The sequence below is a fragment of the Rhizobium ecuadorense genome, assembly GCF_001187535.1.
Taxonomy (GTDB): Bacteria; Pseudomonadota; Alphaproteobacteria; order Rhizobiales; family Rhizobiaceae; genus Rhizobium; species Rhizobium ecuadorense.
Genome location: NZ_LFIO01001353.1, coordinates 14414 through 39103 on the forward strand (window position 1 = coordinate 14414; position 24690 = coordinate 39103).

24 protein-coding genes and 2 pseudogenes are annotated in these 24690 nt (G+C 60.5%); 5 read left to right on the forward strand and 21 right to left on the reverse strand.

The genetic code is table 11. The features are described from left to right. Positions 1 to 288: 288 nt before the first annotated feature. From AF337_RS29020 to AF337_RS29030, 3 genes are all read right to left on the reverse strand, one after another. Positions 289 to 1314, reverse strand: a complete 1026-nt coding sequence (locus tag AF337_RS29020) for an ABC transporter permease (RefSeq protein WP_049734879.1) — start codon at positions 1312 to 1314, stop codon at positions 289 to 291. A gap of 41 nt (positions 1315 to 1355) precedes the next feature. Beyond that, entirely contained in the window at positions 1356 to 2897 is a 1542-nt protein-coding gene (locus tag AF337_RS29025) for a sugar ABC transporter ATP-binding protein (RefSeq protein WP_049734880.1), read from the reverse strand. Positions 2898 to 2975: 78 nt separating this feature from the next. Further along, positions 2976 to 3938, reverse strand: a complete 963-nt coding sequence (locus AF337_RS29030) for a sugar-binding protein (protein WP_049734881.1) — start codon at positions 3936 to 3938, stop codon at positions 2976 to 2978. Between the two features lie 326 nt (positions 3939 to 4264). Here AF337_RS29030 and AF337_RS29035 point away from each other — a divergent pair. Continuing rightward, positions 4265 to 5373, forward strand: a pseudogene (locus tag AF337_RS29035) (LacI family DNA-binding transcriptional regulator). 27 nt (positions 5374 to 5400) lie between these two features. Here the strand turns inward: AF337_RS29035 and AF337_RS29040 are convergent. Genes AF337_RS29040 through AF337_RS29065 form a run of 6 tightly spaced genes read right to left on the reverse strand, consistent with a single transcriptional unit; the run spans position 5401 to position 10255 of the window. Further along, on the reverse strand, positions 5401 to 6282 hold the full coding sequence (locus AF337_RS29040) for an alpha/beta hydrolase (RefSeq protein WP_049734883.1): 882 nt from the start codon (positions 6280 to 6282) through the stop codon (positions 5401 to 5403). A 51-nt stretch (positions 6283 to 6333) separates the two neighbouring features. Continuing rightward, a complete protein-coding gene (locus tag AF337_RS29045; RefSeq protein WP_049734884.1) occupies positions 6334 to 7491 on the reverse strand; it encodes a glutathionylspermidine synthase family protein in 1158 nt (385 codons plus the stop codon). A 1-nt stretch (position 7492) separates the two neighbouring features. Continuing rightward, on the reverse strand, positions 7493 to 8095 hold the full coding sequence (locus AF337_RS29050; protein WP_049734885.1) for a DUF1190 domain-containing protein: 603 nt from the start codon (positions 8093 to 8095) through the stop codon (positions 7493 to 7495). Positions 8096 to 8108: 13 nt separating this feature from the next. Beyond that, entirely contained in the window at positions 8109 to 8510 is a 402-nt protein-coding gene (locus AF337_RS29055; protein WP_049734886.1) for a DUF350 domain-containing protein, read from the reverse strand. Between the two features lie 33 nt (positions 8511 to 8543). Then, positions 8544 to 9203 (reverse strand): DUF2491 family protein, encoded by a 660-nt coding sequence (locus tag AF337_RS29060; protein WP_049734887.1) that lies wholly within the window; start codon positions 9201 to 9203, stop codon positions 8544 to 8546. Next, positions 9200 to 10255, reverse strand: a complete 1056-nt coding sequence (locus AF337_RS29065) for an ion channel (RefSeq protein ID WP_049734888.1) — start codon at positions 10253 to 10255, stop codon at positions 9200 to 9202. The genes AF337_RS29060 and AF337_RS29065 overlap by 4 nt, the downstream gene beginning before the upstream one ends. A 105-nt stretch (positions 10256 to 10360) precedes the next feature. On the opposite strand from AF337_RS29065, the gene AF337_RS29070 reads away from it, so the two are divergent. Both AF337_RS29070 and AF337_RS29075 read left to right on the forward strand, forming a co-directional pair. Further along, positions 10361 to 10807: a YjfI family protein gene (locus AF337_RS29070; protein WP_007634306.1), complete on the forward strand. Its 447-nt coding sequence runs from the start codon at positions 10361 to 10363 to the stop codon at positions 10805 to 10807. Beyond that, complete coding sequence (locus AF337_RS29075) at positions 10804 to 11538, forward strand: PspA/IM30 family protein (protein ID WP_049734889.1); 735 nt, start codon at positions 10804 to 10806, stop codon at positions 11536 to 11538. The genes AF337_RS29070 and AF337_RS29075 overlap by 4 nt, the downstream gene beginning before the upstream one ends. A gap of 121 nt (positions 11539 to 11659) precedes the next feature. Here the strand turns inward: AF337_RS29075 and AF337_RS29080 are convergent, their stop codons facing one another. From AF337_RS29080 to AF337_RS29135, 11 genes and pseudogenes are all read right to left on the reverse strand, one after another. Further along, a complete protein-coding gene (locus AF337_RS29080) occupies positions 11660 to 12385 on the reverse strand; it encodes an amino acid ABC transporter ATP-binding protein (RefSeq protein ID WP_049734890.1) in 726 nt (241 codons plus the stop codon). Then, positions 12363 to 13022 carry an amino acid ABC transporter permease gene (locus tag AF337_RS29085; RefSeq protein WP_049734891.1) on the reverse strand — a complete coding sequence of 220 codons (660 nt, stop codon included), beginning with the start codon at positions 13020 to 13022 and terminating at the stop codon, positions 12363 to 12365. The genes AF337_RS29080 and AF337_RS29085 overlap by 23 nt, the downstream gene beginning before the upstream one ends. Next, positions 13019 to 13690 carry an amino acid ABC transporter permease gene (locus tag AF337_RS29090; RefSeq protein ID WP_049734892.1) on the reverse strand — a complete coding sequence of 224 codons (672 nt, stop codon included), beginning with the start codon at positions 13688 to 13690 and terminating at the stop codon, positions 13019 to 13021. Before AF337_RS29090 ends, AF337_RS29085 begins: the two co-directional genes overlap by 4 nt. Positions 13691 to 13768: 78 nt before the next feature. Beyond that, positions 13769 to 14554: a transporter substrate-binding domain-containing protein gene (locus tag AF337_RS29095; protein WP_049734893.1), complete on the reverse strand. Its 786-nt coding sequence runs from the start codon at positions 14552 to 14554 to the stop codon at positions 13769 to 13771. A gap of 3 nt (positions 14555 to 14557) precedes the next feature. Further along, positions 14558 to 15301, reverse strand: coding sequence for a GntR family transcriptional regulator (locus tag AF337_RS29100; RefSeq protein WP_049734894.1), 744 nt, complete (start codon positions 15299 to 15301; stop codon positions 14558 to 14560). A 309-nt stretch (positions 15302 to 15610) separates the two neighbouring features. Then, positions 15611 to 16381 carry an amino acid ABC transporter ATP-binding protein gene (locus AF337_RS29105; RefSeq protein WP_049734895.1) on the reverse strand — a complete coding sequence of 257 codons (771 nt, stop codon included), beginning with the start codon at positions 16379 to 16381 and terminating at the stop codon, positions 15611 to 15613. 12 nt (positions 16382 to 16393) lie between these two features. Further along, positions 16394 to 17053 (reverse strand): amino acid ABC transporter permease, encoded by a 660-nt coding sequence (locus AF337_RS29110; RefSeq protein ID WP_003591527.1) that lies wholly within the window; start codon positions 17051 to 17053, stop codon positions 16394 to 16396. A 5-nt stretch (positions 17054 to 17058) separates the two neighbouring features. After that, on the reverse strand, positions 17059 to 17721 hold the full coding sequence (locus AF337_RS29115) for an amino acid ABC transporter permease (protein WP_049734896.1): 663 nt from the start codon (positions 17719 to 17721) through the stop codon (positions 17059 to 17061). A gap of 131 nt (positions 17722 to 17852) precedes the next feature. Next, complete coding sequence (locus AF337_RS29120; RefSeq protein ID WP_049734897.1) at positions 17853 to 18692, reverse strand: transporter substrate-binding protein; 840 nt, start codon at positions 18690 to 18692, stop codon at positions 17853 to 17855. Between the two features lie 342 nt (positions 18693 to 19034). Next, on the reverse strand, positions 19035 to 20810 hold the full coding sequence (locus AF337_RS29130; RefSeq protein ID WP_049734899.1) for a methyl-accepting chemotaxis protein: 1776 nt from the start codon (positions 20808 to 20810) through the stop codon (positions 19035 to 19037). A gap of 76 nt (positions 20811 to 20886) precedes the next feature. Then, positions 20887 to 21228, reverse strand: a pseudogene (locus AF337_RS29135) (DUF1217 domain-containing protein); the annotation flags it as partial. A 64-nt stretch (positions 21229 to 21292) separates the two neighbouring features. Here AF337_RS29135 and AF337_RS43810 point away from each other — a divergent pair. Together AF337_RS43810 and AF337_RS29140 are read left to right on the forward strand one after the other, a co-directional pair. Further along, positions 21293 to 21469: a hypothetical protein gene (locus AF337_RS43810; protein ID WP_167347808.1), complete on the forward strand. Its 177-nt coding sequence runs from the start codon at positions 21293 to 21295 to the stop codon at positions 21467 to 21469. A gap of 364 nt (positions 21470 to 21833) precedes the next feature. Continuing rightward, on the forward strand, positions 21834 to 23651 hold the full coding sequence (locus AF337_RS29140; RefSeq protein ID WP_049734901.1) for a methyl-accepting chemotaxis protein: 1818 nt from the start codon (positions 21834 to 21836) through the stop codon (positions 23649 to 23651). Positions 23652 to 23677: 26 nt separating this feature from the next. Here AF337_RS29140 and doeB read toward each other — a convergent pair whose 3' ends face one another. Further along, positions 23678 to 24685, reverse strand: coding sequence for a N(2)-acetyl-L-2,4-diaminobutanoate deacetylase DoeB (doeB, locus tag AF337_RS29145; protein WP_049734902.1), 1008 nt, complete (start codon positions 24683 to 24685; stop codon positions 23678 to 23680). Positions 24686 to 24690: the final 5 nt, after the last annotated feature.

Below are 24690 nucleotides of genomic sequence, written 5' to 3' on the forward strand. Positions count from 1 at the left end.
TCAACTCAGTCTGAGATCCACCAAAGGATACAGTTCGGTCGGATGATTTTCGACAACGCACGGCAGATCGAATATCGCTCCAATTGTTGGAATCCCGTACATTGTGCGTCGTTTGCTTGGCGCCCTTAAGTTCCATAATGTTGATTACGCCACATTATTTGTGTAGCCGCAAAGTTGAAGTGTCCTGTTTCTGCAAAGTTGGAATGTCACTCTCCCCGCGTTTGATGGCGCGGGAGACAAGCGGATGGGACTGATTGCGATGAGCGAGCGTGACCTGCAGCGGATGACCTAATCCTGATTGGCAGCCACCGGCAAACTGCCTTCGTTCGAATGACGGGCTTCGGTCTGCCGGGCGGCGGAGACGATGCGGCGCCGTACACGGATGGCGTGCCATTGCTGGTCGATCAGGACGCCGATGAGGATCACGCCGCCCATGACGGCGAAATTCAGCGACGACGGGATGCCAAGCAGATTGACGAGATTCTGCAGCTCCTGGAGCAGGACCGTGCCGAGCACCACGCCGACGATCGAGCCCTCGCCGCCGCGCAGCGAAAAGCCGCCGAGGACGGCGGCGGCAATCGCGTAGAGTTCGTAGAACTGGCCATGGCTCGCCGGTGAGATCGAGCGTGTGTACATGGCGAAATAAATCGCCGAAAGCGCCGTCAGCAGCCCGCAAATGATATAGGCCGACATGATCATGCGGCCAGTGCGGATACCGGAATAGCGGGCCGCCTCCTCGTTCTTCCCGATGGCGTAAAGATAACGCCCGAAGACGGAGCGATGCAGCATGATCCACATGACCACGGTTATGATGACGAGTGTGATGAAGGTGTTGGGAACGCCGTAGAACCGTCCGGCGGTCAGGAATTCGAGGTCCGGGAAATTCTGGCCGAACGCAAAGCCCGCCGTTCCGTCGGCGGTGTAGAATCGCGCTGCCCCGCGATAAATCAGCAGGCCGCAGAGGGTGACGACGAAGGGCTGCAGGTTGAGCCGGGTGATCAGCCAGCCGTGGACAGCGCCGATGACCGCGCCAAGCGCGAGAATGAGCGGCAGCGCCAACATCCAGGACATATCCTGGACGGCGATGAAATCGACGAACAGCACCCCGAGAAGGGCGACGAGCGAACCTACGGAAAGCTCGATACCGCCGGTAATGATGACAAAGGCCTGGCCGATCGACAGGATGCCGAACAGGCCGATCAGGTTGGCGGTATTGGCAAGATTGATCGGCAGCAGGAAGCGCGGATTGATGATGGCGACGACGATGCCGACGACGACGATCAAAAGCAGCAGTCCGAGATCTTTTTTGACCATTCGAGATCCATTCCCCGATACTTGTGTATTGGCCGCAGCCGCTACTTTACGCTTTTGCCGACGGCAAGCAAAAGCACGCTTTCCTGGCTGAATTCGTCCTCTTCCAATATGCCGGCGATCTGGCCCTCATGCATGACGGCGATGCGGTCGGAAACGCCGATCACCTCTTCCATGTCGCTGGAGATCATCAGGATTGCCACCCCGGCATCGGCAAGCGCCCGCATCAGGCCGTAGATCTCGTTCTTCGCGCCGATATCGATGCCGCGCGTCGGCTCGTCGAAGATCATCACCCTCGGGCTCATCGACAACCATTTGGCAAGCACCACCTTCTGCTGGTTGCCGCCGGATAGCGTGCCGGTTCGCGTTGAAACGGAAGGTGCCTTGATCGCAAGGCGAACCCGCTGCTTTTCGGCCGCCGCCGTCTCCCGGTCGGCAGAAAGCATGAAGCGGCTGGAAAGCTTGGGAAGATCGGCAAGGGTGATGTTCTGGGCGATCGGGAAATCGAGAAGAATGCCGTTGCGCTTGCGATCCTCCGGCACCAGGAAAATGCCGCGAGCGACGGCGTCGCGGGCGGAACGGACAGAAATTTCCTGCCCGTCCTGCAGGATGGTTCCGCCGTAGCTCCGGTCGATGCCGAAGAATACCCTTGCAAGCTCAGTACGGCCCGACCCGACGAGGCCCGCAAGCCCCATGATTTCTCCATAGCGGATTTCCAGATCGACGGGACGGCCGGGATAGGCCTCGGTGCGCACGCCGCTTGCCTTCAGCGCCACCGAGCCCGGCGAGCGCTGCGGTTTTGCGGTCCGGGCCGCAAGCACCCGGCCGATCATCAGCTTCACCATCTGGTCGTGGCCGATATCTTTCCTGGCGAGCGTGCCGACAAGCGTGCCGTCGCGCAGCACGACGACACGGTCGGCGACACGCTCAACCTCGTGGAGGCGATGCGAGATGAAAATGACGCTGATGCCGTCGGCTTTCAGCGATTTGATAATGCTGAGAAGCCGTTCGGTTTCGGCCAGCGGCAGGCTGGACGTCGGTTCGTCGAAAATGACGAGCCTGGCGTTGATGGACAGCGCCTTGGCGATTTCCACCATCTGCTGCTCGGCAAGGGAAAGCGACGCCACCGGCGTATCGGCGGAAAAATGCGCCCCGACGCGCTTCAAGAGCGGCTTCACCATGTCGCGCAGCCGATCGCGATCGACGAGCTTGAAAGGTCCGGCCTTCAGCGGCTCGCGGCCGAGGAAGATATTGGCCGCAACGTCGAGATTGTCGAAGAGATTGAGTTCCTGATGCACGAAGGCGATGCCGGATGAGATGCTCGATTCCACAGTGAGGCAACGATGCTCCGCCCCGTCGAGCAGGATCGTGCCTCGGTCGGGGGCGATCACGCCGCCGAGAATCTTCATCAGCGTCGATTTTCCAGCGCCGTTTTCGCCGACAAGGCCGATGACCTCGCCTGGCATGATGTCCATTGACAGGCCTTCGAGCGCAACGACGCCCGGATAGGTCTTGCCAACGCCGGAAAGCGAAAGGAATGGCGTTCCGGGCGCGCCCGGTGACGGGATGTCGGAACTATGGTTCATCGGCTGTCCATGGCTGCTGATGCCGTCGGCATGAAATGCCTTTCGCGGCGGCGGTGAGTGCCGCCGCCGCGAAAGAGGTTATTTTCCAGCCATGGCCTTCAGGCTGGCGGCATATTTGTCAACGTCATCCTTGCCGATGATCACCGTCGGGATGATGATCAGGCCATCGGCGGGAACGCCTGATTTGTCGCCCTTGAGGTAGGCGGCCATCAATTTCATGCCCTGATAGGCCCATTCGAACGGCTGCTGTACGACGGTTGCCGCGATCGTGCCTTCCTTGACGCCACCGAGCGTGATCGGATCGTCATCGAAGCCGACGACGGTGATCTGGCCGAGTTTGCCGGCGTCGCGCAGCGCCTCATAGATGCGCGGCGTGTTGTAGGAGTAGAAGCCGACCATGCAGGTCAGGTCGGGGCTGGCCACCAGCGCATCCTCGACGTTCTTCTTGGCGCGCGTCTGGTCGATGTCGTCACCGCGAACATCGACAAGCTCGATCTTGGTACCCTTGAGCCCTTCCTTCATCCCTTCGATGCGTTCGCGGGCGTTATCGGCGCCGAGCAGACCGACGAAACCCATGCATTTACCACCGTCCGGCATCGCCTTCTTGGCGATTTCAGCGGCCTGCTTGCCGGCGTCGACGTTCGAAGAACCGATATAGGCAACGCGGTTGGTCTTCGGCGCGTCGCTGTCAGTGGTGAACAGAGCCGTCTGCGAGCCGATCTTATTGAGGCCGTCCGTCTGGGTCTTGGGATCGACAGCGGAGACCATGATTCCCTTGACGCCGGCGCTGACGAGATCTTCCATCAGACGCTGCTGAATGGCGACAGCCGCCTGCTCTGGATATTTCAGTTCCATCTGGTAGTCCGGCATTTCGCCCTGCGCCTTCTTCACGCCCGCCTCGGCGGCCTTCCAGAAGTCGGACGCTCCGTTGACGACGAATGCAAGTGTCGGCTTGTCGGCGGCATGCGATACGGCAGCCGGCGCCGCGCTCAGCATCAAACCGGCGAAGAACAGGGCTGCATTGCGTTTCAGCTGTTTCATATTACACCTCCCGAGGGCCGCAGTCGCATGGGCCCGTTTTCGACTTACGGCCGGCCAGATGCGCCCCCTCCCAGGGCCGTCGCAATGCGACGAGTGGCATTGGTTCCGATCGCTCCGTGACGGTATAGAAGAATCTTAATTAGTAAATAGTATTATCAATCCAGATCAAAACATTTCATCGTGCCTGGACCAGGATGCAATTTTGTACTGGCAATTGCCAGTAACTGTGGGCATTGCAGCAATTGATGCAATTGCCAACGCTTTCAGATGGATGCTAATACTAATTACCAAAATGGCAAACCCGAGCAGAAAACAGTTTTCCGCGAATGCGACAACCCAAGACCCAAAAGAGCAATAAGCCCGCCGTGGACAAGCCTGCCCGCGTGACGATGATGGATATCGCCGCCGCCGCCGGCTGCTCGCAGGCGGCCGTCTCCTTCGTTCTCAACGACACACCCGGCACCCGTATCTCGCAGCAGACCCGCGACCGCGTATGGGAGGCGGCGCGCGCGCTCGGCTATACCGGGACGACTTATACGGCGAAGGCCTCTTATTCGGGGCTGGACAATGTGATCGGTTTTGCGGTGGATCAGCTTGCCACCAGCCCGGAAGCGATTGTTGCGATCGAAGGCGCGCGGCAAGCCTCCTGGAACGCCGGCAATGTCCTGCTGGTCGCCCAGACGCTCAGCGACCCCGTCATGGAGCCGAAAGCCATCAAGGCGTTGACGAGCGGCGGCATATCGGCGCTCATCTATATGACGATCTATACCCGCCAAGTTGAGCTTCCGTCCTATATCGGCAAGCTCAACATCCCGACGGTCCTCTTGAATTGTTATACGGCGGACCATGCTTTTCCGGCCGTCGTGCCGAGCGAGATCGCGGGAGGCCAGAGTTCCACCCGGCATCTGATCACGCACGGGCACCATCGCATCGCGACGATCACCGGCGAAATCTGGATGCAGGCCGCGCAGGACCGGCTGACCGGATATCGCCGAGCGCTGGCGACCGCCGATATCCCCTTCGATCCGGAACTGGTCATCGAAGGCGACTGGTCGGCCGGCGCCGGCTATGCCGCCACGATGAAACTGCTGGCTCTGAAAGAGCCGCCGACCGCGATCTTCTGCCAGAACGACCGCACCGCCATCGGCTGCTACGAAGCGCTCAAGGATGCAGGGCTTCGCATTCCCCAGGACATGTCGGTGGTGGGTTATGACGACGAAGAAATTTCACGGCATCTCGTCCCGCCGCTGACGACATCGGTCCTTCCCCATCTTGCCATGGGCCAATGGGCGATCGAACATCTCACCCCGGAAACCATGCCCGGCAAGCGCTATCCAATTGCCAAGCTCGAATGCTCGCTCGTCAAGCGTCATTCCGTCGCCGCGCCGCGGGCCGAGGCGCGGCAGTTCTCGATGGTTTAAAGACCTCGCCATAGGCGCCGACGGCAATGGCCGGGAAGACCTCACGTGTCGGTCGATCCCCCAACGGCGAAGGCGATACTGACCGCACGGTTCACGGCTGCCGTAAGAACCGACATGTGGGTCTGGCCGGCATAAAGCTCGAATTCGGCACGCAATCCGTCGGCCGTGCTGGTCAATCGCTCCGCCATCTCCTGTGCCAGGAGGATGGTCCGCTCCGCCTTCCTTTTCTCCAGGCGCATGGCGGCATCCTCGTTCCGATACTGAAAGGGAGCAAGCTCATCGCCTTCATATTCTCCGGCGGACAAATGCAGGAAGGCGTCAGGTCCCGGGATGAGTTGACGCTGCGCCTCGTTGTTGAGGATTTCACTGTTCTCCCAATAGATGGTCGGGCTGGCCGCAATCCAATTGGCAAACAGACCCGGACGTTCGAACAGGGCATAGAGGGTAAAGAGGCCGCCGAAGGAATGCCCGAAAAGCGATCGGCGCAGCGGATCCAGGCTCACCATCTCCGCAATCCGCGGTATCAGCTCGTTCTCGATGAAATCCACCAGTTTACCGGTCCCTCCGATGACCACCGGGGGACCACCCTCAACGAAAGGCGGATAGGATTTGACCGGCGGAGGACCGAGGTCCCAGGACCGGCGGAGCGCATCATAGGGCTCGTCTGTGGGATAGCCGATTGCCGCGATCACCCCCCAGCCAACATTCGTGCCCGTCGGATAAGGTGCCTGCGTGACCAGGCTGGCAACCGCGAAAGGGAACGTGGCGTTGCCGTCGGTCATCACCAGAAGCGGCCATCCTCCCGCCGGCGGCGTCTGCGCCGGAATGGACAGGAATATGCGATAGGGCTCGCCGCCTGCAGTTGGAGCCAGATCGAAAAAGCAGGTTCCGGGCATTGAATAGGCGCTGACAGGATGAGTCATGAGAACGGTTTCTGATGTTTGCTGATGTTTGCATAAGAGGACGTATCCCTCTTAATCGATGATGACGTGCGGCACGAAACGCGACAGGTTGGCGGTTATGCGCGAGCGGTCTTCGCGCACGGCAAGGCCGCAGGCGCGATCACCGACGACCCAGCTGCCGAGCACAGCGAAGCCGCCATCACTTTCGAAAAGCGGGGCATAGGCCTGGACGACGAAGCCTTCGTCGCCGTAATCGCCGGGGGCGGAGATCAATTCCCGGCCATCCCGGAATATCGTGACGTTCTCGCCCTCGCGCGACAGCAGCGGTTTGCGCACATAGTCGGTCAAGGCCGCGGCCGCCGGGTCGTCGGCGAAATAGCTGGCCAGCAGGTTGGGGTGATTGGGGTGGCGCTGCCAGAGCAGAGGCAGAAGCCCCTTGTTGGAGAGCACGGCCTTCCAGGCGGGCTCGATGAAGACATCGCCGGAGCGCGCGAGTTCGCGGGCGAACGGCTCGCGCAGCATGAATTCCCAGGGGTAGAGCTTGAAGCAGCGGTCGATCACCCGATCCTGCAGGTCGGTATAACGGCCCTCGGCATCGATGCCGATCTCGCGGATGTCCAGAAGCTCGACGCGATGGCCGGCCTGCACTGCGCAGTCCATCAGATAAACCGTCGTGCCTCGATCCTCCTCATTATCGGTCATCACAGCAAAGTGGAAGATCGGCCCTTTGGGAAACTGCTCGAACGCCTCGACGAGGCTTTCCTGCAGGGAATTATACTGGTCCGCATCATTGGGCAGGGTGCCCAAAGCCATCTGGTCGGTCAGCCAGTTGTATTGGAAATAGGCCGTCTCGAACACCGAAGTCGGGGTATCGGCGTTGTATTCGAGCAATTTGACGGGGCCATTGCCATCATAGGCAAGATCGAACCGGCCGTAGAGGTGCCGGTCGCGGCGCTGCCAGGAGCGCTGCACCACATCGCGCAGATCCTCCGGAATGGCCAGCCTGTCGAGCGCCTCTTCACTTTTGACGATATCACCGACCATATCCATGCACATGTCGTGCAGTTCCTGGCTCGGCTCTTCGATCTCAGTCTCGATCTCATCGAGCGTGAAAGTATAGGCGGCATCGTCCAGCCAGTAGGGCTCGCCATACATGACGTGAAACCCGAAGCCGACGGCGCGCGCCTTGTCACGCCAGTCGGGACGGGCCGGAAGGGTGATGCGCTTCATGTCAGCCGCCGAAACTGAACGACGAACGGCCGCCGAAGCCCTGACGGGCGACGGTGCGGGTATTGACGTTGACAGGCTTGACGCTCTGGCGCGAGGGCGCAGTCACACTGTCGCTGCCCGCGCCGCCTGAGCGAACCGTCGTTGTTACCGTCTGCCCTGAGCGATTGCGATAAATCGGCGTCGAACCGTAGTAGTAGCCTATCGCCTCCTGGCGTCGGCGATAATCGGAATAGTCGCTGATGTTGTTCAATGCCGAAGACAGCATGTAGCCTGCCAGGAACGGCATGAAGACGCTGCCGCTTCCGCCGCTATTGTTGGGGACTGAATTGGCCGGCTGCTCCGTGCATTGGCCCGCGCCGTATTCGGCCTCGCAGGCCGCCATGCCGTTGAAACGCGGCGCGGTGGCGAGATGCGCCCGCATGGCATCCTGATAGCCGGCCTGGCAGACCTGCCGGTCCATGCCTGAGGTCACGCATTGGTCGACCGAGGTGAACATGACCTCCGAAGGTGTCTGGTCGCCGCAACCGGATAGCGCCAGGGTCGAGGCAGCGATCGTGCCGAGGGCGAGGAAAGGTCGTCTGTGCCCGCTCTTACGTCTGCGCATCGTTCCCCTCCCCTCAATAGGTCATGCAGGCGGCGTTGAGAATACCGATGACCAGTGCGATGCCGCCGCCCCATATGCCCGCGGCGATATCGTCGGCAGTGATCTTCTCGTGCAGATCAGGCATGGTGAAATTCGCAATATAGAAAGCAAGGATCTGCGCCAGAATGCCGATCGCCGCCCATATGATGTAGTCGATGATGCTGACCGAATTGGCTGCGGCAGAAGCCAGCGGCAGGCTGAAACCGACAAGCGCGCCGAGGAATGCCGTGACGGCGGCGAGATTGCCGGCACGAATGAGCTGGACTTCCTTTTGCGGCGTCAGGAATGTGTAGATCACCGCGAAAACAACGTAGGCGCCAAGACCGACGGCGAAATAACCAAGGAAGGCAGGCAGACCCGCCACGTAATCGAGCATTGAAAAACTCCTCCGTCAAAAATTGATAGGGTGTCAGACGCGGCGGACATCGGCGGGAGCCAGTCCGTAACCGATCAGAAATTCCACCGAGCTTCCCGCCTGGCTCTGTCCGAGGTCGAGATCGCGCTCGACGTTGATCAGAAGCATTTCGCGCGTCGAGCCAAGCGGGCGGTAATACAGCATGCAGGTCTGGTGAATGGAGCGCTGCACGTCACCATCGTCGACCTTTTCGACAAATTCCACCAGTTGCGCACGCTCCGGCCCTTCGCCCCAGAAGCGGCTATAGAGGATACCGTCGGCATCGTAGGATGGCTGGCCGATCAGGCCGCCCGGCCCGGTCCAGCGGTTCCATTCGCTCTGCCCCGCCGGTACGACGCTGTCCCAGGACTGATAAAAGCTGATGTCGTCGACGGCATCGCCCGGCTGGCCCGACGCCGACATTACCTGAATCATCCGGTGGTCTTCATCGTAGTAACGCGACAGAACCGTTGCCGCATCGAGTGAAATCTCGCCGTAGCCGGCAATGATGAAGGGGCCGCTCCGTGGCAGCGGCATGGCCGGCTCGCCCCCCAAAGCCTCGGCCTCGACGGAGAGGAAATCGATCTCCAGGGCCCCGCCGATGGCAGCGCTCAAGGGGCCAAGCTCTCTGGGCAAGGGCTTTTCATTCTTGTCTCTGCCGAACCAGCCGATCATGATACGTCTCCCATTCGAGCCCAAGCGATGGCAGCGGGATCTAGCCGCATTCCGCTGATGTAGTAAAGGGTCTCGCCGCCCCGCATCAGCACCTCCTCCCGGCAATTGAGGTCGGTGATGCCCTGGCTCAGCAAGCCCACCAGCGTCACATTATGCTGACGCTTGAGGCTCAAAAACACATCTCCATAGAGCAACGGCTTTTGCAAAGGCGGGACCGGCAGGGAAAAGGCCGTATCGGTGGAGGCGGCCGACAGCAACCGTGCAGTGATCTCCGAAGAGCCCGGGTCCCGGGCTGCACGCGACAAGAGCTCCTCGGCGAGCGAGCCCACCGCCTCGACGCGCGGCCGGAGTTGTTTGACCATCTGAGCTGTGCGATCGTCGGCGAAATAAGCCACGATATGGGCATTGGGCGCATGGTCCTCGGCAATCAGCACGGCGGCCAGCGTCTCGTCGTCATTTGCTCCGCGCGCAATGATGGCGCGGGCCTGCGCCACCCCGGCGCGGGCCAGAGCCTCGGCATCGGCGAGCCGCTCGGTTCTGATATAGTCGGCGAAATCGCTGGCGGGATTTTCCGCCAGGTCCTTGGCAACCAGAACGCTCATCGGTTCGTTGGCCTGCCGTTCGGCATGCAGCAGCCGCAGCGTCTGGTGTGTCTGCCCATCCTGCCAGCCGAGGACGATGATATGGCCGGTGCGTTCGCTGTAGTCACCCAATCCGCGCATACGGTTCCTCCAGATCGTGCCGATCGTTGTCAACAATTTGCCAAGAACGGCGGTGAAGATGGCAATGCCGCCGGGAAGAACGAACAGGACGGCAATGATCCGGCCAAATCCCGATTTTGGAGACAAATCTCCATAGCCGACAGTCGTTGCCGTCACCATATAGTAGTAAAGAAAATCGATCGGATTGCCGACGAGATCACCTTCGCCGACCAGCATAAAGAGCAGGTAGGAGGCGGCCAGGTGGATCACGAGAAGAATAAAAAGAGCGGACCACGCCAATTCGCTGAGCGAGAGATATACACGCCGCAATAATGAAGCGATAAATGGCACGCGATTCGCCCCCGTTCCCGATGCGCAGCCTAGCGAAATTTATTTAGCGCGCCACCCCTTTAAGTGGCATATCGAATACCCAGATATTTTTCGAAATTCTAACCGATGGAGGACTTTTTGGAGACCTGGAACCTCACCACTTTAACGCGCCTGTTCGCCGCCGATCCGGAGGCACTCGGTGATGTGGATGTAGCCGTACCCGAACAGGGCGACGTCATATGCGTGACTCTCAAGGAAAAAGGCGATCTCGACGTCTTCGTCGCGGTGAGCGGGGAGCGGGACATCCTTGTCAGCGCCGTTTTGTTGCCGTGCAAGGACGTGCCCAAGCGCGAAGCCTTCGAACGCATGGTGCTCAAGACGCATAAGTTCGTGCCGCTCTCCAGCTTCGGCATCACCACCATCGACGGTGAGGAATGGTATGAATTGTTCGGTTCGCTGTCGGCGCACTCGTCGGCCGACACGGTGGTCGAAGAGGTGGCGATTCTGGCGGCCAATGCCGTCGATGCGGCACACATGATTGAAGAATGGAAGAGCGGGGAGATTGCCGCATGAGCACCTGGGGAAAGATTTTCACCGCCATTCGCGGCGGCATCAACGAGGCAGCGGAAGCCGCCGCCGACAGCCAGTCCATGCGCATTCTCGACCAGGAAATCCGCGACGCCGAACAGTCGCTGCGCCGGGCGCGATCCGATCTGGCCGGCATCATGGCCTCCAACAAGAGCGTCATGCGCCGGCTTGAAGAAAACCGCGCAAAGGAGACCAAGGATACCGACAGCGCGCGCGCTGCGATCTCGGCGGGCCGCACGGATCTCGCCCAGGGTCTGGCGCAGCGCATCGCCACCAGCCGTTCCGAAGTGCAGCGCGACCAGGAAGAACTCGATCGGCTGCTGCCCCGCCAGCAACAGATGCTGCGCACGATCCAGGACACCGAAGCACGCATTGCTCAGATGAAGCGCGAGGTGGAGAACGTCAAAGCCAACGAGTCGCTATTGCGCGCTCAGTCGGCGATCGCCCATAACCAGTCGGGCATCAATACCCGTCTCGGCAGCGCCGTCGAAAGTCTCGAACGCATCAAGAAACGCCAGGAAGTCACTGCCGGCCGCATCGAAGCCGGTGCTGAGCTCGCCGCACTGGAAAACGGCGGCGATCTCGATCGTCAGCTGCGCGAAGCCGGCATTGGCGGTTCCAGCCATTCGGCCGACGACATTCTGGCGCAACTGATGCTCCCCAAACATTCGGCCGAGCCCGTCTTGCTGCCGGCGCCCGCCGATAGGAAAGACTGACAATCCCTGGGAACGGCAGCCTTGCCTGCCGTTCCCAGCACGTCTGCGGATGGGAGCGCCGGCGCGCTTGTTGGTTGAAAACGGCGCTCGTGCGCCATCCTCTTCGACGACGCCGGCGTTTCTAACTGACGCCGAGAAACTGCTTCAGCTCTGCCGTCTGCGGGTTAGCGAAGACTTCCTCGGGCCGGCCCACCTCGTGGACCCGGCCCTGATGCATGAAGACGACGCGGTTGCAGACGTCGCGGGCGAACTTCATCTCATGCGTGACCATCAGCAGCGTCATTCCCTCGGCGGCAAGCTCACGCACGACGGCCAGAACTTCGGCGACCAGCTCCGGATCGAGCGCCGAGGTGATCTCGTCGCAAAGAAGTGCTGCCGGCTGCATGGCGAGCGCGCGGGCGATGGCGACGCGCTGCTGCTGGCCGCCCGACAGCTCGTCGGGATAGGCGTCGAACCGGTGACCCAGCCCCACCCGCTCCAACATTTTGCGGGCGGTGGCCTCTGCTTCGGTCTTCGGGGTCTTCTTGACCACGGTCTGCGACAGCATGACGTTGCCTCCGACCGTCAGGTGCGGGAAGAGGTTGAACTGCTGAAAGATCATGCCGACCTTGAGCCGCAATGCCTTCAGATGCACTTCGTCATCGAGGAGCTGCGCGCCGGCCACCGAAATGGAACCGTCGGTGATGCTCTCCAGGCCATTGATGCAGCGAAGCAGGGTCGACTTACCCGAACCGCTTTTGCCGATAATGGCGATGACTTCGCCAGCCTGCACATCGAGATTGATGCCTTTCAGCACCTCGGTGGTTCCGAAGCTTTTGCGGACTTCAGTGATTTCGATGAGCGACATTGAGCTTCCTTTCCAGGATCTGGCTGCTTTTCGACAAAGGCCAGCAAAGGGCGAAGTAGATGAGGGCGACGAGCCCGTAGACCGTGAAGGGCTGGAAGGTGGCATTGGTGACCACGGTGCCGGCTTTCGACAGTTCGACGAAGCCGATGATCGAGGTCAGCGCCGTGCCCTTGACGATCTGAACGGAGAAGCCGACCGTGGGCGGTATGGCGACCCTCAGCGCCTGCGGGAGAATGACATAGCGCATCTGCTGCAACCGTCCCATGCCGAGGCTGGCGGACGCTTCCCATTGGCCCCTCGCAATCGACTCGACGCAGCCGCGCCAGATTTCGGCGAGGAAGGCGGCACTCCACAGGGTAAGCGTCAGTCCCGCAGCAAGCCAGGCCGGCACGTCGATGCCGAACAGGCCGAGACCGAAGAAGGCGATGAAGAGCTGCATCAGCAGCGGAGTGCCCTGGAAAAGTTCGATGTAGTATTTCGCGAGCACCCTGAATGTCTTGCGCTTGCTGATGCGCAAGAACAGCAGCCCCAGCCCGACCGCGCCGCCGCCGGCGAAGGAGACGAGCGAGAGGAGAATGGTCCAGCGGGTGGCGAGCAGCAGATTGCGCAGGATGTCCCAGAGCGTGAACTCGATCATCGTGCTTCTCTCCTCGGGAAAATGAAGCCGCCGACGATCCCCAGCAGCTGTCGGAGCAGGATTGCCATCACCAGATAGATCGCTGTCGAGACGATGTACGCCTCGAAGGCGCGGAAGGTTCGCGATTGGATGAAATTCGCGGCAAAGGTCAGATCCTCGGCGGCGATCTGCGACACGACCGACGAGCCGAGCATGACGATGACGACTTGCGACGACAGCGCCGGCCAGATGCGCTGCAGTGACGGGACGAGAACGACATGGCGGAAGGTTTCGAAGCGCGTCATGGCAAGACTCTCGCCTGCCTCGAACTGCCCCTTCGGGGTCGCCTGGATGCCGGCGCGAATGATTTCGCAGCTATAGGCGCCGAGGTTGATGACCATTGCCAGGTTGGCGGCGGTCAATTCGGGAAGCTGGAGGCCGAGCGACGGCAGGCCGAAGAAGATGAAAAACAGCTGGATCAGGAACGGCGTGTTGCGGATCAGTTCGACATAGCTGGCAACGACAGGTTTCAGCCAGGCCGGCCCGAGTGCGCGCACCCAGGCACAGACGATGCCGAGCGAAATGCCGAGCACTCCGCCGATCGCGATCAGTTCCAGGGTGACCAGTATGCCCTTGATGATCTCAGGGTAATATTGAAGCAGCCAGCCGAATTCGAAATGATAGCTCAAGGAATTGTCCCCTCTTGCAGTGACGAGCGGATGTCATCCCGCCTGCAGGCGAGAATGACATCCGTAAGAACAAGCCCATCAGAGATCCGACGGAAGATCGGTGCCGAGCCACTTCTGCGATATGGCGTTCAGCGCGCCATCGGTTTTGGCGGCAGCGATGATTCCGTTCACCTTCTCCAGAAGAGTCGCCTGCTCCTTATTGAGGCCGATATAGCAGGGTGAGTTCTTGATCAGGAATTTGAGCTCAGGGCGCTTGGGGGGATTTTTGGCAAGGATCGCAGCCGCCACGACGTTGCCGGTGGCGATGGTGTCGACCTGGCCGGACAGGAAGGCCGAGATCGTGCCGTTATTGTCCTCGTAACGCTTGATCGTCGCGTCGGCCGGCGCGATCTTCGTCAGCTCCAGATCCTCGACCGAGCCGCGCGTGACGCCGATGCTCTTGCCGGCGAGATCTTCCGCCTTGGCGATCGAAACATCGGCCGGCGCGAACACGCCGTTGAAGAAGGGAGCGTAGGCTGCGGAGAAATCGATCACCTTTTCGCGCTCCGCATTCTTGCCGAGGCTTGATATGACCAGATCGACCTTGTTGGTCTGCAGATAGGGCACGCGGTTGGCGCTGGTGACCGGCACGAGCTCGGTCTTGACGCCCAGTTTCTCGGCAATGAGATTGGCGACGTCGATATCGTAGCCCATCGGCGCCATATCGGTGCCGACGCTGCCGAATGGCGGGAAATCCTGCGGGACGGCGACACGCAGCGTACCGCGCGCCGTGATGTCGGCGAGAGCATCGGCATGAGACGCGGAGCCGAAGCCGAAGGTTGCCGCCAGGGTCGCGATTGCGAAGAAAACTCGTCTTGTCAGCATGCGTTAATTGCTCCTTTGAAGTTGTGGTTTTTGGGTCTGAGAGGTGAGGATGCGGTTCTGGGGGGGAAGCGACAGGGAACTGCGCAAGTCCGAAAGCGGATCCGGGCGCGCCGTGAGGTCGAGACCCATTTCCACGTCGTCGAGATGCTCGACGGAGAGTTCTGCAGCCCTGACGAAATCGCCCGCCCGCATGGCCTCGAAGATGCGGCAGTGCCCCTTGTGGGATTGTGCGGCGTGAAATTCGGATTGATAGAGCATTGAAATGAGGATCGTCCGCGCGGTCAGGTCGCGCAGGATATCGACGATGATGGCGTTGCCGCTCAATTCGGCGATGCGGATATGGAAATCGCCCATCAGATAGGTCAGGCGCTGGCGGTCGCCGGCCGCCATGGCATTTCGTTCCTCAGTAAGATGCGCGTCGAGCGCCTTGCTGCCCTCGTCCGTCAGCGTCCGCATGCTGCGCAGCAGACCGGCCTCGACGATACGCCGCGCCTCATAGACCGCGATCGCATCTTCGGCGGACGGCTCGACGACAAACCAGCCACGCCGAGGACTGACATGCACGATGCCGCGTGTCTCCAGGCGCATCATCGCTTCGCGGACGCGGGTTCTGGACACGCCGAAGAGCGCTGCCAGCTGGTTTTCGCCGAGACGCGTACCGGGCCGGATCTTGGCAGAAAGGATGCCGGAGACGATCGTCGCCTCGATGGATTTCTGCGTGGTCTCGGATGTCTGGCTATCTTGCATACAAGACAGAAAGCAAAGCGCATGCCAAAATCCTGTATTCAGGATTTTCAAGATGCCGCGAATGCTGTGCGGGAAATTTGCCTGCCGGGAATGCAGATTGAACGTAATTTGTGCGGGCGCCGGCGCCCGAAGACGCCGGTTGGTGCGACCGCGATCTTTCAGCTCTGCGGTCGAACAGCCGCGCCGATCGTCTTCGCCTTTAGAACAGGATGATTTAAGGCCCGGTTGACCTAAAATCATCCTGTTCTAAATTAAAGAGTTAAAGCATGATGTTACCCGAAAACCGCTCACACTTTTCGGCATCATGCTCTAATTGAAACTCGAGGTTTTGAGGAATTCCGCGAGCCGTTCGGTCTTCGGCCGCACGAACATCTCCTTCGGATCGCCTTCTTCGCAGATGACGCCCTGGTTCATGAAGATAACGCGCGACGAAACCTCGTAGGCAAAGCGCATTTCATGGGTGACGAGCAGCATGGTCATGCCGTCGGCGGCAAGCCCCTTGATCACCTGCAGCACTTCGCCCACCAGTTCCGGATCAAGCGCCGAGGTCACTTCGTCGAACAGCATCAGTCTCGGCGACATGGCGATAGCGCGGGCGATGGCGACGCGCTGCTGCTGGCCGCCGGAAAGCTGTCCGGGATAATGGTTCGCGCGGGCGGAAAGGCCGACGCGATCGAGCCAGTTTTCCGCGACGGCGCGGGCATCCGGCTTCGTCATTTTCTTCACCTTGACGAGGCCGAGCATGACGTTTTCGGCGGCACTCATATGCGGGAAGAGATTGAACTGCTGAAAGGCCATGCCGGTCAGCGCGCGCTGGCGGGCAATCTCTTTCTCGCCCTTGCGGCGGCGGGCTGCGCCGTCGACGCGGTAGCCGATCTCTTCGCCATCGAGGCTGATCGTGCCGCCCTGGAATTCTTCCAGCATGTTGACGCAGCGCAGCAAGGTGGTCTTTCCGGAGCCGGACGAGCCGATGATGGAAATGACCTCGCCTTCCTCGACGGCGCAATCGACGCCTTTGAGGACCTCGTGGATGCCGTAAGTCTTGCGCAGACCCTTGATGTCGAGAATGGTCTTGGCCATCGGGGGAACTCCTCAGGACGGCAGGGCGGTCTTGCGCTCGACATATTTGCCGAAGTGCTCGATGCCGTAGTTGACGATGAAATAGAGACCGCCGGCCAGGAAATAGAACTGCAGGCTCATGAAATTGCGGGAGATGATCTCCTGCGTGCGCAGCAGAAGCTCGGCGACGCCGATGACGGAGAGCAGCGTCGAGGCCTTCACCATTTCGGCCGCCGTATTCACCCAGGCCGGCAGGCACTGGCGCATGGCCTGCGGCCACAGCACCGAGGTGAAGGTCTGGGTAAAGGTCAGGCCGATCGCCTTGGCGGCTTCGGTCTGCCCCTTCGGGATCGCCTGAAGCGCTCCGCGGACGATCTCGCCGACATGCGAGGAGCAGAAGATCGCAAGGGCGAGCACGCCGGCGGAGAACGGCCCGAGATCGAGCCCGACGGCGGCGGAAACATAATAGCTTGCCAGCACCAGCACGAGCACCGGCGTGCCGCGGATGATATCCGTGTAGGCACGCACGATCAGACGCAAAACAACGCCGCCATAGACGAGCGCCAGGCCGACGAAAACGCCGAGGACCGACCCTGCGAGAATGGCCAGCAGAGAGATCGACACGGTCACGCCGATGCCGTTGATGATGACGTAGCGGGCGATCCAGAGTTGTTCGAGAAAGGTGTGGGACATCAGATCTATCTCGGCAGGGCCAGACGGCGCTCGACGAAGCGCATCGCGGCGGCGATGAGGAAACAGGTCACGACATAGAGGGCCGAGGTGACCATCCAGGTTTCTATGACGCGGAAACTTTCGACATTGATCTTGCGGGCGGCAAAGGTCAGTTCCGGCACGGCGATGGCGGCGGCAAGCGAGGTGTCCTTGAAGAGCGAGATGATCGTCGAGGACAGCGATGGCAGCACGTTGCGCAGCATCAGCGGAGCGATGATCGAGCTGCGGATCTGCATCCCCGTCAGGCCGATGGCGAGGCCGGCCTCGGTCAGCCCTCTCGGGATCGACAACAAGCCGGCGCGGAACACCTCGGCCAGATAGGCGCCGGAATAGAGGGATAAAACCAGCACGAAGCTTTTTATCTTGTCGAGGCGCAAGCCCATCTGCGGCAGCGCGAAAAAGGCGAAAAGCACCAGGACGAGGATCGGCAGGTTGCGAATGACAGTGACATAGACCCGCGCCGGCACCACCGCAAAGCGGCTCTTGGACGTCAGCGCGAAGGCCACGACGAGGCCGATCGCCGCCCCGATCAGGATCGAGATCACTGCCAGGCCGAGGCTGAGCGCAAGCCCGCTCAAAAGAAAATCGAAATTGCGCCAGACGGCAGCAAAATTCAGCGTGTAACCCATACGGGCCGCCCTTTCAGACTAACGCATCGTGCACGATGCGCAGATTCAAAGTGTTGCAGCGTCCTTTGCGCGTCTGGAAAGACGCACGGCGCTTCAGCGGAGCGGGAGAACAATCCCGCTCCGCGTGGCCGTTACTTGAACTCAACAGGAAAGCCGATCTGCGGCGGCGCCAGATCCTTGCCGAACCAGGTCTTGAAGGACTTGGCGTAAAAGTCGAACTCGACGCCGGTCATGGCTTCGTGCAGAGCGGTGTTAACGAAGTTCAGCCAGTCCTGGTCGCCGCGCTTGACGGCGCAGGCGTAAGTCTGCGGATTCCAGCCGTAGCCGGCGTCCTTGTAGCGGCCCGGGTTCTGCGTCATGTACCAGGCAAGCGACGACTGGTCCGTGGCGACGGCATCGGCGCGTCCCGACTCCAGCGCCTGATAGATCAGGTCGACGGAATCATACTGATCGACGGTCGCCTCCGGCAAGGCCGCATGCACCATTGCCTCGGCATAAACATTCTGCAGAACCGAGATGGTGACGGAGGAACCGGCGGCCTTGAGCGCGGCGTAGTCGCCATATTTTCCGTCCGCCTTGAGCATCAGGCCGACACCCTCGCGATAATAGGGAATGGTGAAGGCAACCTGCTGGGCGCGTTCGCCGGTAACGGTCATGAACTGGCAGGTAATGTCGACCTTGTCAGTGGTGATGTTCGGGATGCGGGCGTCGGAAGACTGGTTCACATATTCGATTTTCTCAGGATCGCCGAACAGAGCCTTGGCGATGATATGGCCCATGTCGACGTCGAAACCCTGAAGCTTGTCGTCCGCGCTCTTGAAATGCCAGGGCGCGTTGGTGCTGCCCGTGCCGAGGACGAGGTGGCCGCGGGCCAGCACTTCATCGAGCTTGCTGCCCTCGGCCAGCACAGGCGTGGACAACAAGGCGGCGGCGACCAGCGACATCACGCCGGTGCGAAAGGAAATGGTCATGGCGTTCCCCTTATGGATGCTTTCCGATTGTTCCAGTATAATGGACTTCTGTCTGTTTTACTGGAATAACGTATCAAGTGCCATCAAGGATGAATTGTCAATGGGTCATGCCGAAAAAACGCGCAGGCGCGCGCGTGACGATTTTTTTGGCAGTGCAGCATTTCCACCCGCCTCCGAGGCTGATCGCCTGGCCGCGTTCCGATCGTTTCGGTGAATGGATAGGGAAGCCGCGTCGTAAGCGTCGGCAATGTCTTCGTTGTTGGAACGAGGCAGAAGCCCAATATCCCGCGAAGCGGCTGTCAGGCCCGCCGCGCTTTTTTCAGACCTTTAATTTGAGCTGAATCAGAATTCTTCCCAATCGGATTTCAGCGCGCCGGCCGCCGATCCATGAGCCGAGGCCGTGCGGACGACTTTCAAAGCCGCCGGCACCGAAGGATGACGCCCGGCCTGCGTAGACGAAGAGCGTGATTTCGGCGCGTCCTCGAAACGGAACTGCTCAAGAAGCTTGAAGAGTGCCGCAGCCTCCCGGGCAAGGCCATGGCTTGCGGCAGTCTGCTCCTCAACCATCGCGGCATTCTGCTGCGTTCCCTGGTCGACGGTGTTGATGGTCTGGCTGATGCCGCCAAGCGCCGTCGATTGCTCGCGCGCCGCCTCGACGATCGCCGTGACGTTGGTATTGATGTCATGAACCTGGCTCGTGATTTCCCGCAGCGCCGATCCGGCATTCGTGACGAGAGCGACGCCGTTTGCGACATGGGAACCGGACGCGGTAATCAGGCTCTTGATCTCTTTCGCGGCTTTCGCCGACCGCTGGGCCAGCTCACGGACCTCCTGTGCAACGACCGCAAACCCCTTGCCGGCCTCCCCTGCCCGCGCCGCCTCTACGCCGGCATTGAGCGCCAGAAGATTGGTCTGGAAGGCGATTTCATCGATGACGCCGATAATGTTGGAAATTTCGTGTGACGAGTTTTCGATCTGATCCATCGCTCCGATCGCATCCCGCACCACCTGGCCGGAATGCTCCGCATGGTGTTTGGTGCGCGCCACCAGCTGACCGGCTTCCTCGGCGCGGCGGCTCGAATCCTTGACCGTGGTGGTAATTTCCTCAAGCGCGGCCGCCGTCTCTTCGACCGAGGCCGCTTGCTGCTCGGTGCGTTTTGCCAGGTCATCGGCTGCCGTGCGGATTTCGTTGGAACCAGCCGAAATCGCCTTGGCATTTTCGGCAACCGTTGCCATTGCGTCCTTCAGTTTTTCCGAGGCGCTGTTGAAGTCGGTGCGCAGCCGCTCCAATGAGGGAATGAAAGGCATCCGGATCGCCTGCGACAGGTCGCCGTCGGCGAAGTTCGTCAGGCAACGGGCAAGTTGTTCGACATTCTCGACGCGCGCCGTGACATCGGTGGCAAACTTGACGACTTTGAACACCTGGCCGTTCAGGTCGAAGATCGGATTGTAGGAGGCCTGGATGTAGACCTTCCGCCCGCCCTTTCCGACACGCATGAATTCGTCGGCGATCAACTGGCCGCTCGCAAGCTTGCGCCAGAATTCCTTGTAAGCCTCCGATCTCGAATAGTCGGTTTCGCAGAACATCGAATGATGTTTGCCCTGGATCTCGGCAAGCGAATAGCCGAGGGCGGCGAGGAAATTGTCGTTGGCGTTCAAAACTTCGCCGGCCGGGGTGAGTTCGATGATCGCCTGAGCGCGCGATAATGCGTCGATCTTGCCCGCATCCTCGGCGGATTTCAGCTTCTGCGCGGTGATATCGGTTGCGATCTTGATGACCTTGACCGGCCTGCCGCGCCGCAACACCGGATTGTAGGACGCTTCGATCCAGACTTCGCGGCCGCCTTTTCCGAGCCGCTTATATTGCTGCTGATCGAATTTCCCGGCTGACAGCTTCGTCCAGAAGGCTTTGTATTCCGCCGAGGCCGCATAGGCAGGCTCGACGAACATGCGGTGATGTTGTCCGGCGATCTCCCGCAACTCATAGCCGAGCGCCCGGCAGAAATTTTCGTTCGCGGTAAGGATCATGCCCGACAGGTCGAATTCGATCATGGCTTGCGAGTTCGATAGAGCGGCAAGAGCCGCAACGGCATTTGCACCACGATCAAGAATGCTCACTCGTAAATCCCCCCAGATTTCATCGCAGTCAATTCGGACATGTCACGAATATTTTACTGTGCTTATTAATGGGGATTTAATGATTAATATAAGGTTTAACGGCTGAGCCGGTTTTCAGTTGCGCCATCGCAAGCAGCGTGTCTGCGCTTATCGTCGCTGAGCCAGGACCGAAGCGCTGACGACGTGGTGCCCGTGCCGGTGGCGACGTCAACATGGCCGTGAAGCGTTTGATCAAATTGTCGACTTTGTCAGGATCCCGCAGATCCTTGATGTCGATGAAATTCTCGACCATCTCGGCCTGCTTGTCGACGTCCATGTTCGAGACATAGCTGGACAGGTTGAATCTGGTGGTAAAAAACTCGAAAAGCGCGCTGTCGCCCAGAATGTCGAAGGCGTTCGAAATTTCCGGCGCCTGGCGCTAGCCAATCGTTTGATTTTAAAACGATTTTTAAGTCAAACCATGTGCACGCGTAGTTGCAAGTATGCCCGCCGCCGGCTCGATGGGCGCCGCCCGCACCAGATCATCATTGCCCAAGAGGAATCAGAAATTGCTTTTGCTGGAACGCGCACCGGAGATGCCGATCGAGATGGACGAGCCGACCATCGTCGCAACCTGGGAAAACCGCACGCAAATCATCGAAATCATGCATAGCGCGTGAGATGAGCCAGGAGTTCCAAAAGCTTTGGCCCGGTGGCCATTCATCGAGAAGTTCAAAGCTCTATGCCTTTGTGAATCTCGCGGCAAGATCGATATCCGTGCCGGCTTGCGCTGAAGGGCGGGCATAGAAGGCCATGGCTGGCTCGTGCTCGGCCTGACCCCGTCAGCCAGACGAAGGTAATGCTACCAAAATAGCCCTTGTCGCTGATCACCCCAATTTTGGACGCCTGCCTCCGCCCCGGGCGGGCCGATCAACTTCTGATACCCAGAAGAATTAACCATATTTCAGCGTTCGTGCGAAATAATGCGGTACGTAGATCAGGCATCTCGCGAACGAGAAGCCAAAAGTTATTTGGAGACGAACCTTGGCCTTTACTATTGCCCGCAGTTTAGTGGCGTTTGGTGTCGCCGTTTCAGCAGGCCTTTTCATGTCGATTGGATTGCAGCAATCGGCGCTCGAAAGGCTGAAGGTCAACGGCCCGGTTTATGAGCAGGTCGTCTACGGCAAGGATCTGATCGCCGATATCCTGCCGCCGCCGCTGTTTGTCGTCGAATCCTACATGCTTTCCTTCGAGGCGAGCAAATTTCCCGAACTCACCGACACCAATCTTGCCAAGATCGCCAATCTCAAGGCCGCTTACGACGACCGCCGCGCCTATTGGAAAACCACCCGGCTGCCGCAGTCTTTGAAGGACGAACTCGAAAACGATGTGCTTGCCAAGGGCGATACATTCTGGGACGTGATGAACCGCGAGATCATCCCGGCCCTGACCGCCAAGGACGAGGACAGGGCGCACGGGGCGATCGAGCAGTTGCGCGTCGCCTTTCATTCGCACCAGGACGCGGTCGAAAAACTCGTCGCCAATTCCGACGCCTTCCTGAAGGGCGAGGAGCGCAATGCCGCCTCGGAAATCGTCACCTGGACGATCTATGCAGGTGGCGCCGGCCTCGGATCCTTCGCGTTGTTGCTGGTCGGGCTCTATCTCCTGCGCCGCCGGGCGATCGTGCCGCTCGACGGCATGAAGGCCTATATGGGCAACCTCGCAGACGGCGATTTTTCGACCGAGGTTCCCTATGCCAGCCGTTCCGACGAGATCGGCGCCATGTCCAAGGCCGTGGCGGTCTTCCGCCGAAACGCGCTCGAGCGGCAGGACGCGCAGAAGCGCGAGACGGCGCTTCGCGATGCGGAATTTGAACGCGAACGCAGCCAGATGGCCGACAAAGCCGCCGAGGAGCAGGGACGCGAAACGGTGATCGCTCAGCTGACCCACGGCCTGGACCAGCTATCGCACGGCAATCTCGATTGCCGGATCGCCACACCCTTTGCCGCCGCTTACGAGACTTTGCGCGCCAAGTTCAACGACAGCATGGACGCGCTTTGCGCCTCGATGGCCGAGATCGCCCAGACCTCCAAACAGGTGGATAGCTCCTCGGCCGACATTACGGGTGCAACCGAGAGTCTCGCATCGCGCACCGAACAGCAGGCCGCCATGCTCGAAGAGGCCACAACCGCGCTCGACGAGATGAATGCCAAGGCGAAGGACGCCGCCGAACATGCCGGCAAGGCAACCGGCATGATGACTGAGACCCGCACCAGCGCCGAGCGTTCGGCGGCCGTCGTTCGCGAAGCCATCGCCGCCATGGAACGGATCGAAGGCTCGTCGTCGCAGATCGGCGACATTGTCAACGTCATCGATGAAATCGCCTTCCAGACCAATCTCCTGGCGCTCAATGCCGGCGTCGAAGCCGCCCGTGCGGGCGAAGCCGGCAAGGGTTTCGCCGTCGTGGCGCAGGAGGTGCGCGAACTCGCCATGCGCTCGGCCAACGCCGCCAAGGAGATCAGGGCCCTGATTTCCACATCCTCGTCTCAGGTTTCCACCGGCGTGGAGCTTGTCAACCGCACCGGCAAGGCGCTTCAGGAAATCGAAGGACAGGTCGAGCAGGTTGCCGGGCTCATCGCCCGGATCGTCTCGGTATCCTCCGAGCAGGCGGTCGCGATCCGCGAGATCAACGCCGCCGTCAATGCTCTCGACCAGGTGACGCAACACAACGCGGCAATGGCCGTCGAAACCGCTTCGGCCTGCCGCGCACTCGGCGCCCAAACGCAGACATTGGAAGGGGTCGTCAGGCGCTTTCAGATCGATGCGGCAACCAGCATGTCTAGGCCGCGTCAAGCCGCTTGACCGGTTGCGGCCAAGCTCCTTTCACCTCACTTGTCGACGGTTGCGACGACGGCAACACAATCGCCTGATTTGACCAGGCCCGGGAAATGCCGGGCGCAGAGAATGCCGTCCATGCCGGCGCGGATTTCGCGGGGGACCACCCCCGTCCTTCCGGTCGGATAGATGCGGGCGATGACGGCGTGCTCCGTGACAGCTTCGCCGAGATCGATGACCGGTTCGACCAATCCGCCCTCCTCCGCGAAGGAGAAACAGCGGCCGTCCGGCATGTCGAGCCAGATCGTCGGACCGGCATCGACAGCGCCAGCGACGATCCCGGCATGGCGCAGCACATTCATGGTGCCGCGCTTGGCGATCGCCGCACTCTTGGCCGTGGCAGTGCCGCCGCCGCCGAGTTCCGTGGTGACGAAGACCTTGCCCATCTCCTCGGCGGCAGTGTCGTACATGCCGACCGCATCGATCTCCAGCATCTTCATCGAATAGGGCGCGGCAAAGGCCGTGACGAAATCGAAAGCCTTCGCCTCCTGTTGTTTGTTCGGCAGGATATGGGCTGCGCAGAACGGCAGAAAGTCGAGCGTCTTGCCGCCGGAATGAAAGTCGAGCACGAGATCCGCCATCGGCAGAAGCACACGCTGAAAGTAATCGGCGATCTTCTCCGTCACCGTGCCGTCCGGCCGACCCGGAAAGCTGCGGTTCATGTTGCCCCGGTCGATCGGCGAGGTTCGGGTTCCCGCCTGAAACGCCGGATAATTCATCGCCGGCACGATGATGACAGCGCCGCTCACCTCCTCGGCCTTCAGGCTGCGGGCAAGATCGAAGAGCGCGATCGGTCCTTCATATTCATCGCCGTGATTGCCGCCGGTCAGCAGCGCTGTCGGTCCCTTGCCGTTCCGGATGACCATAATCGGGATCATCACCGACCCCCAGGCGGAATCGTCGCGGCTGTAAGGCAGCCTGAGGAAGCCGTGCTGCACACCCTCGGCGGCGAAATCCACCGTCGCGCTGATCGGCGACGGCCGTAAGCCAATCTCGTTCATGACAG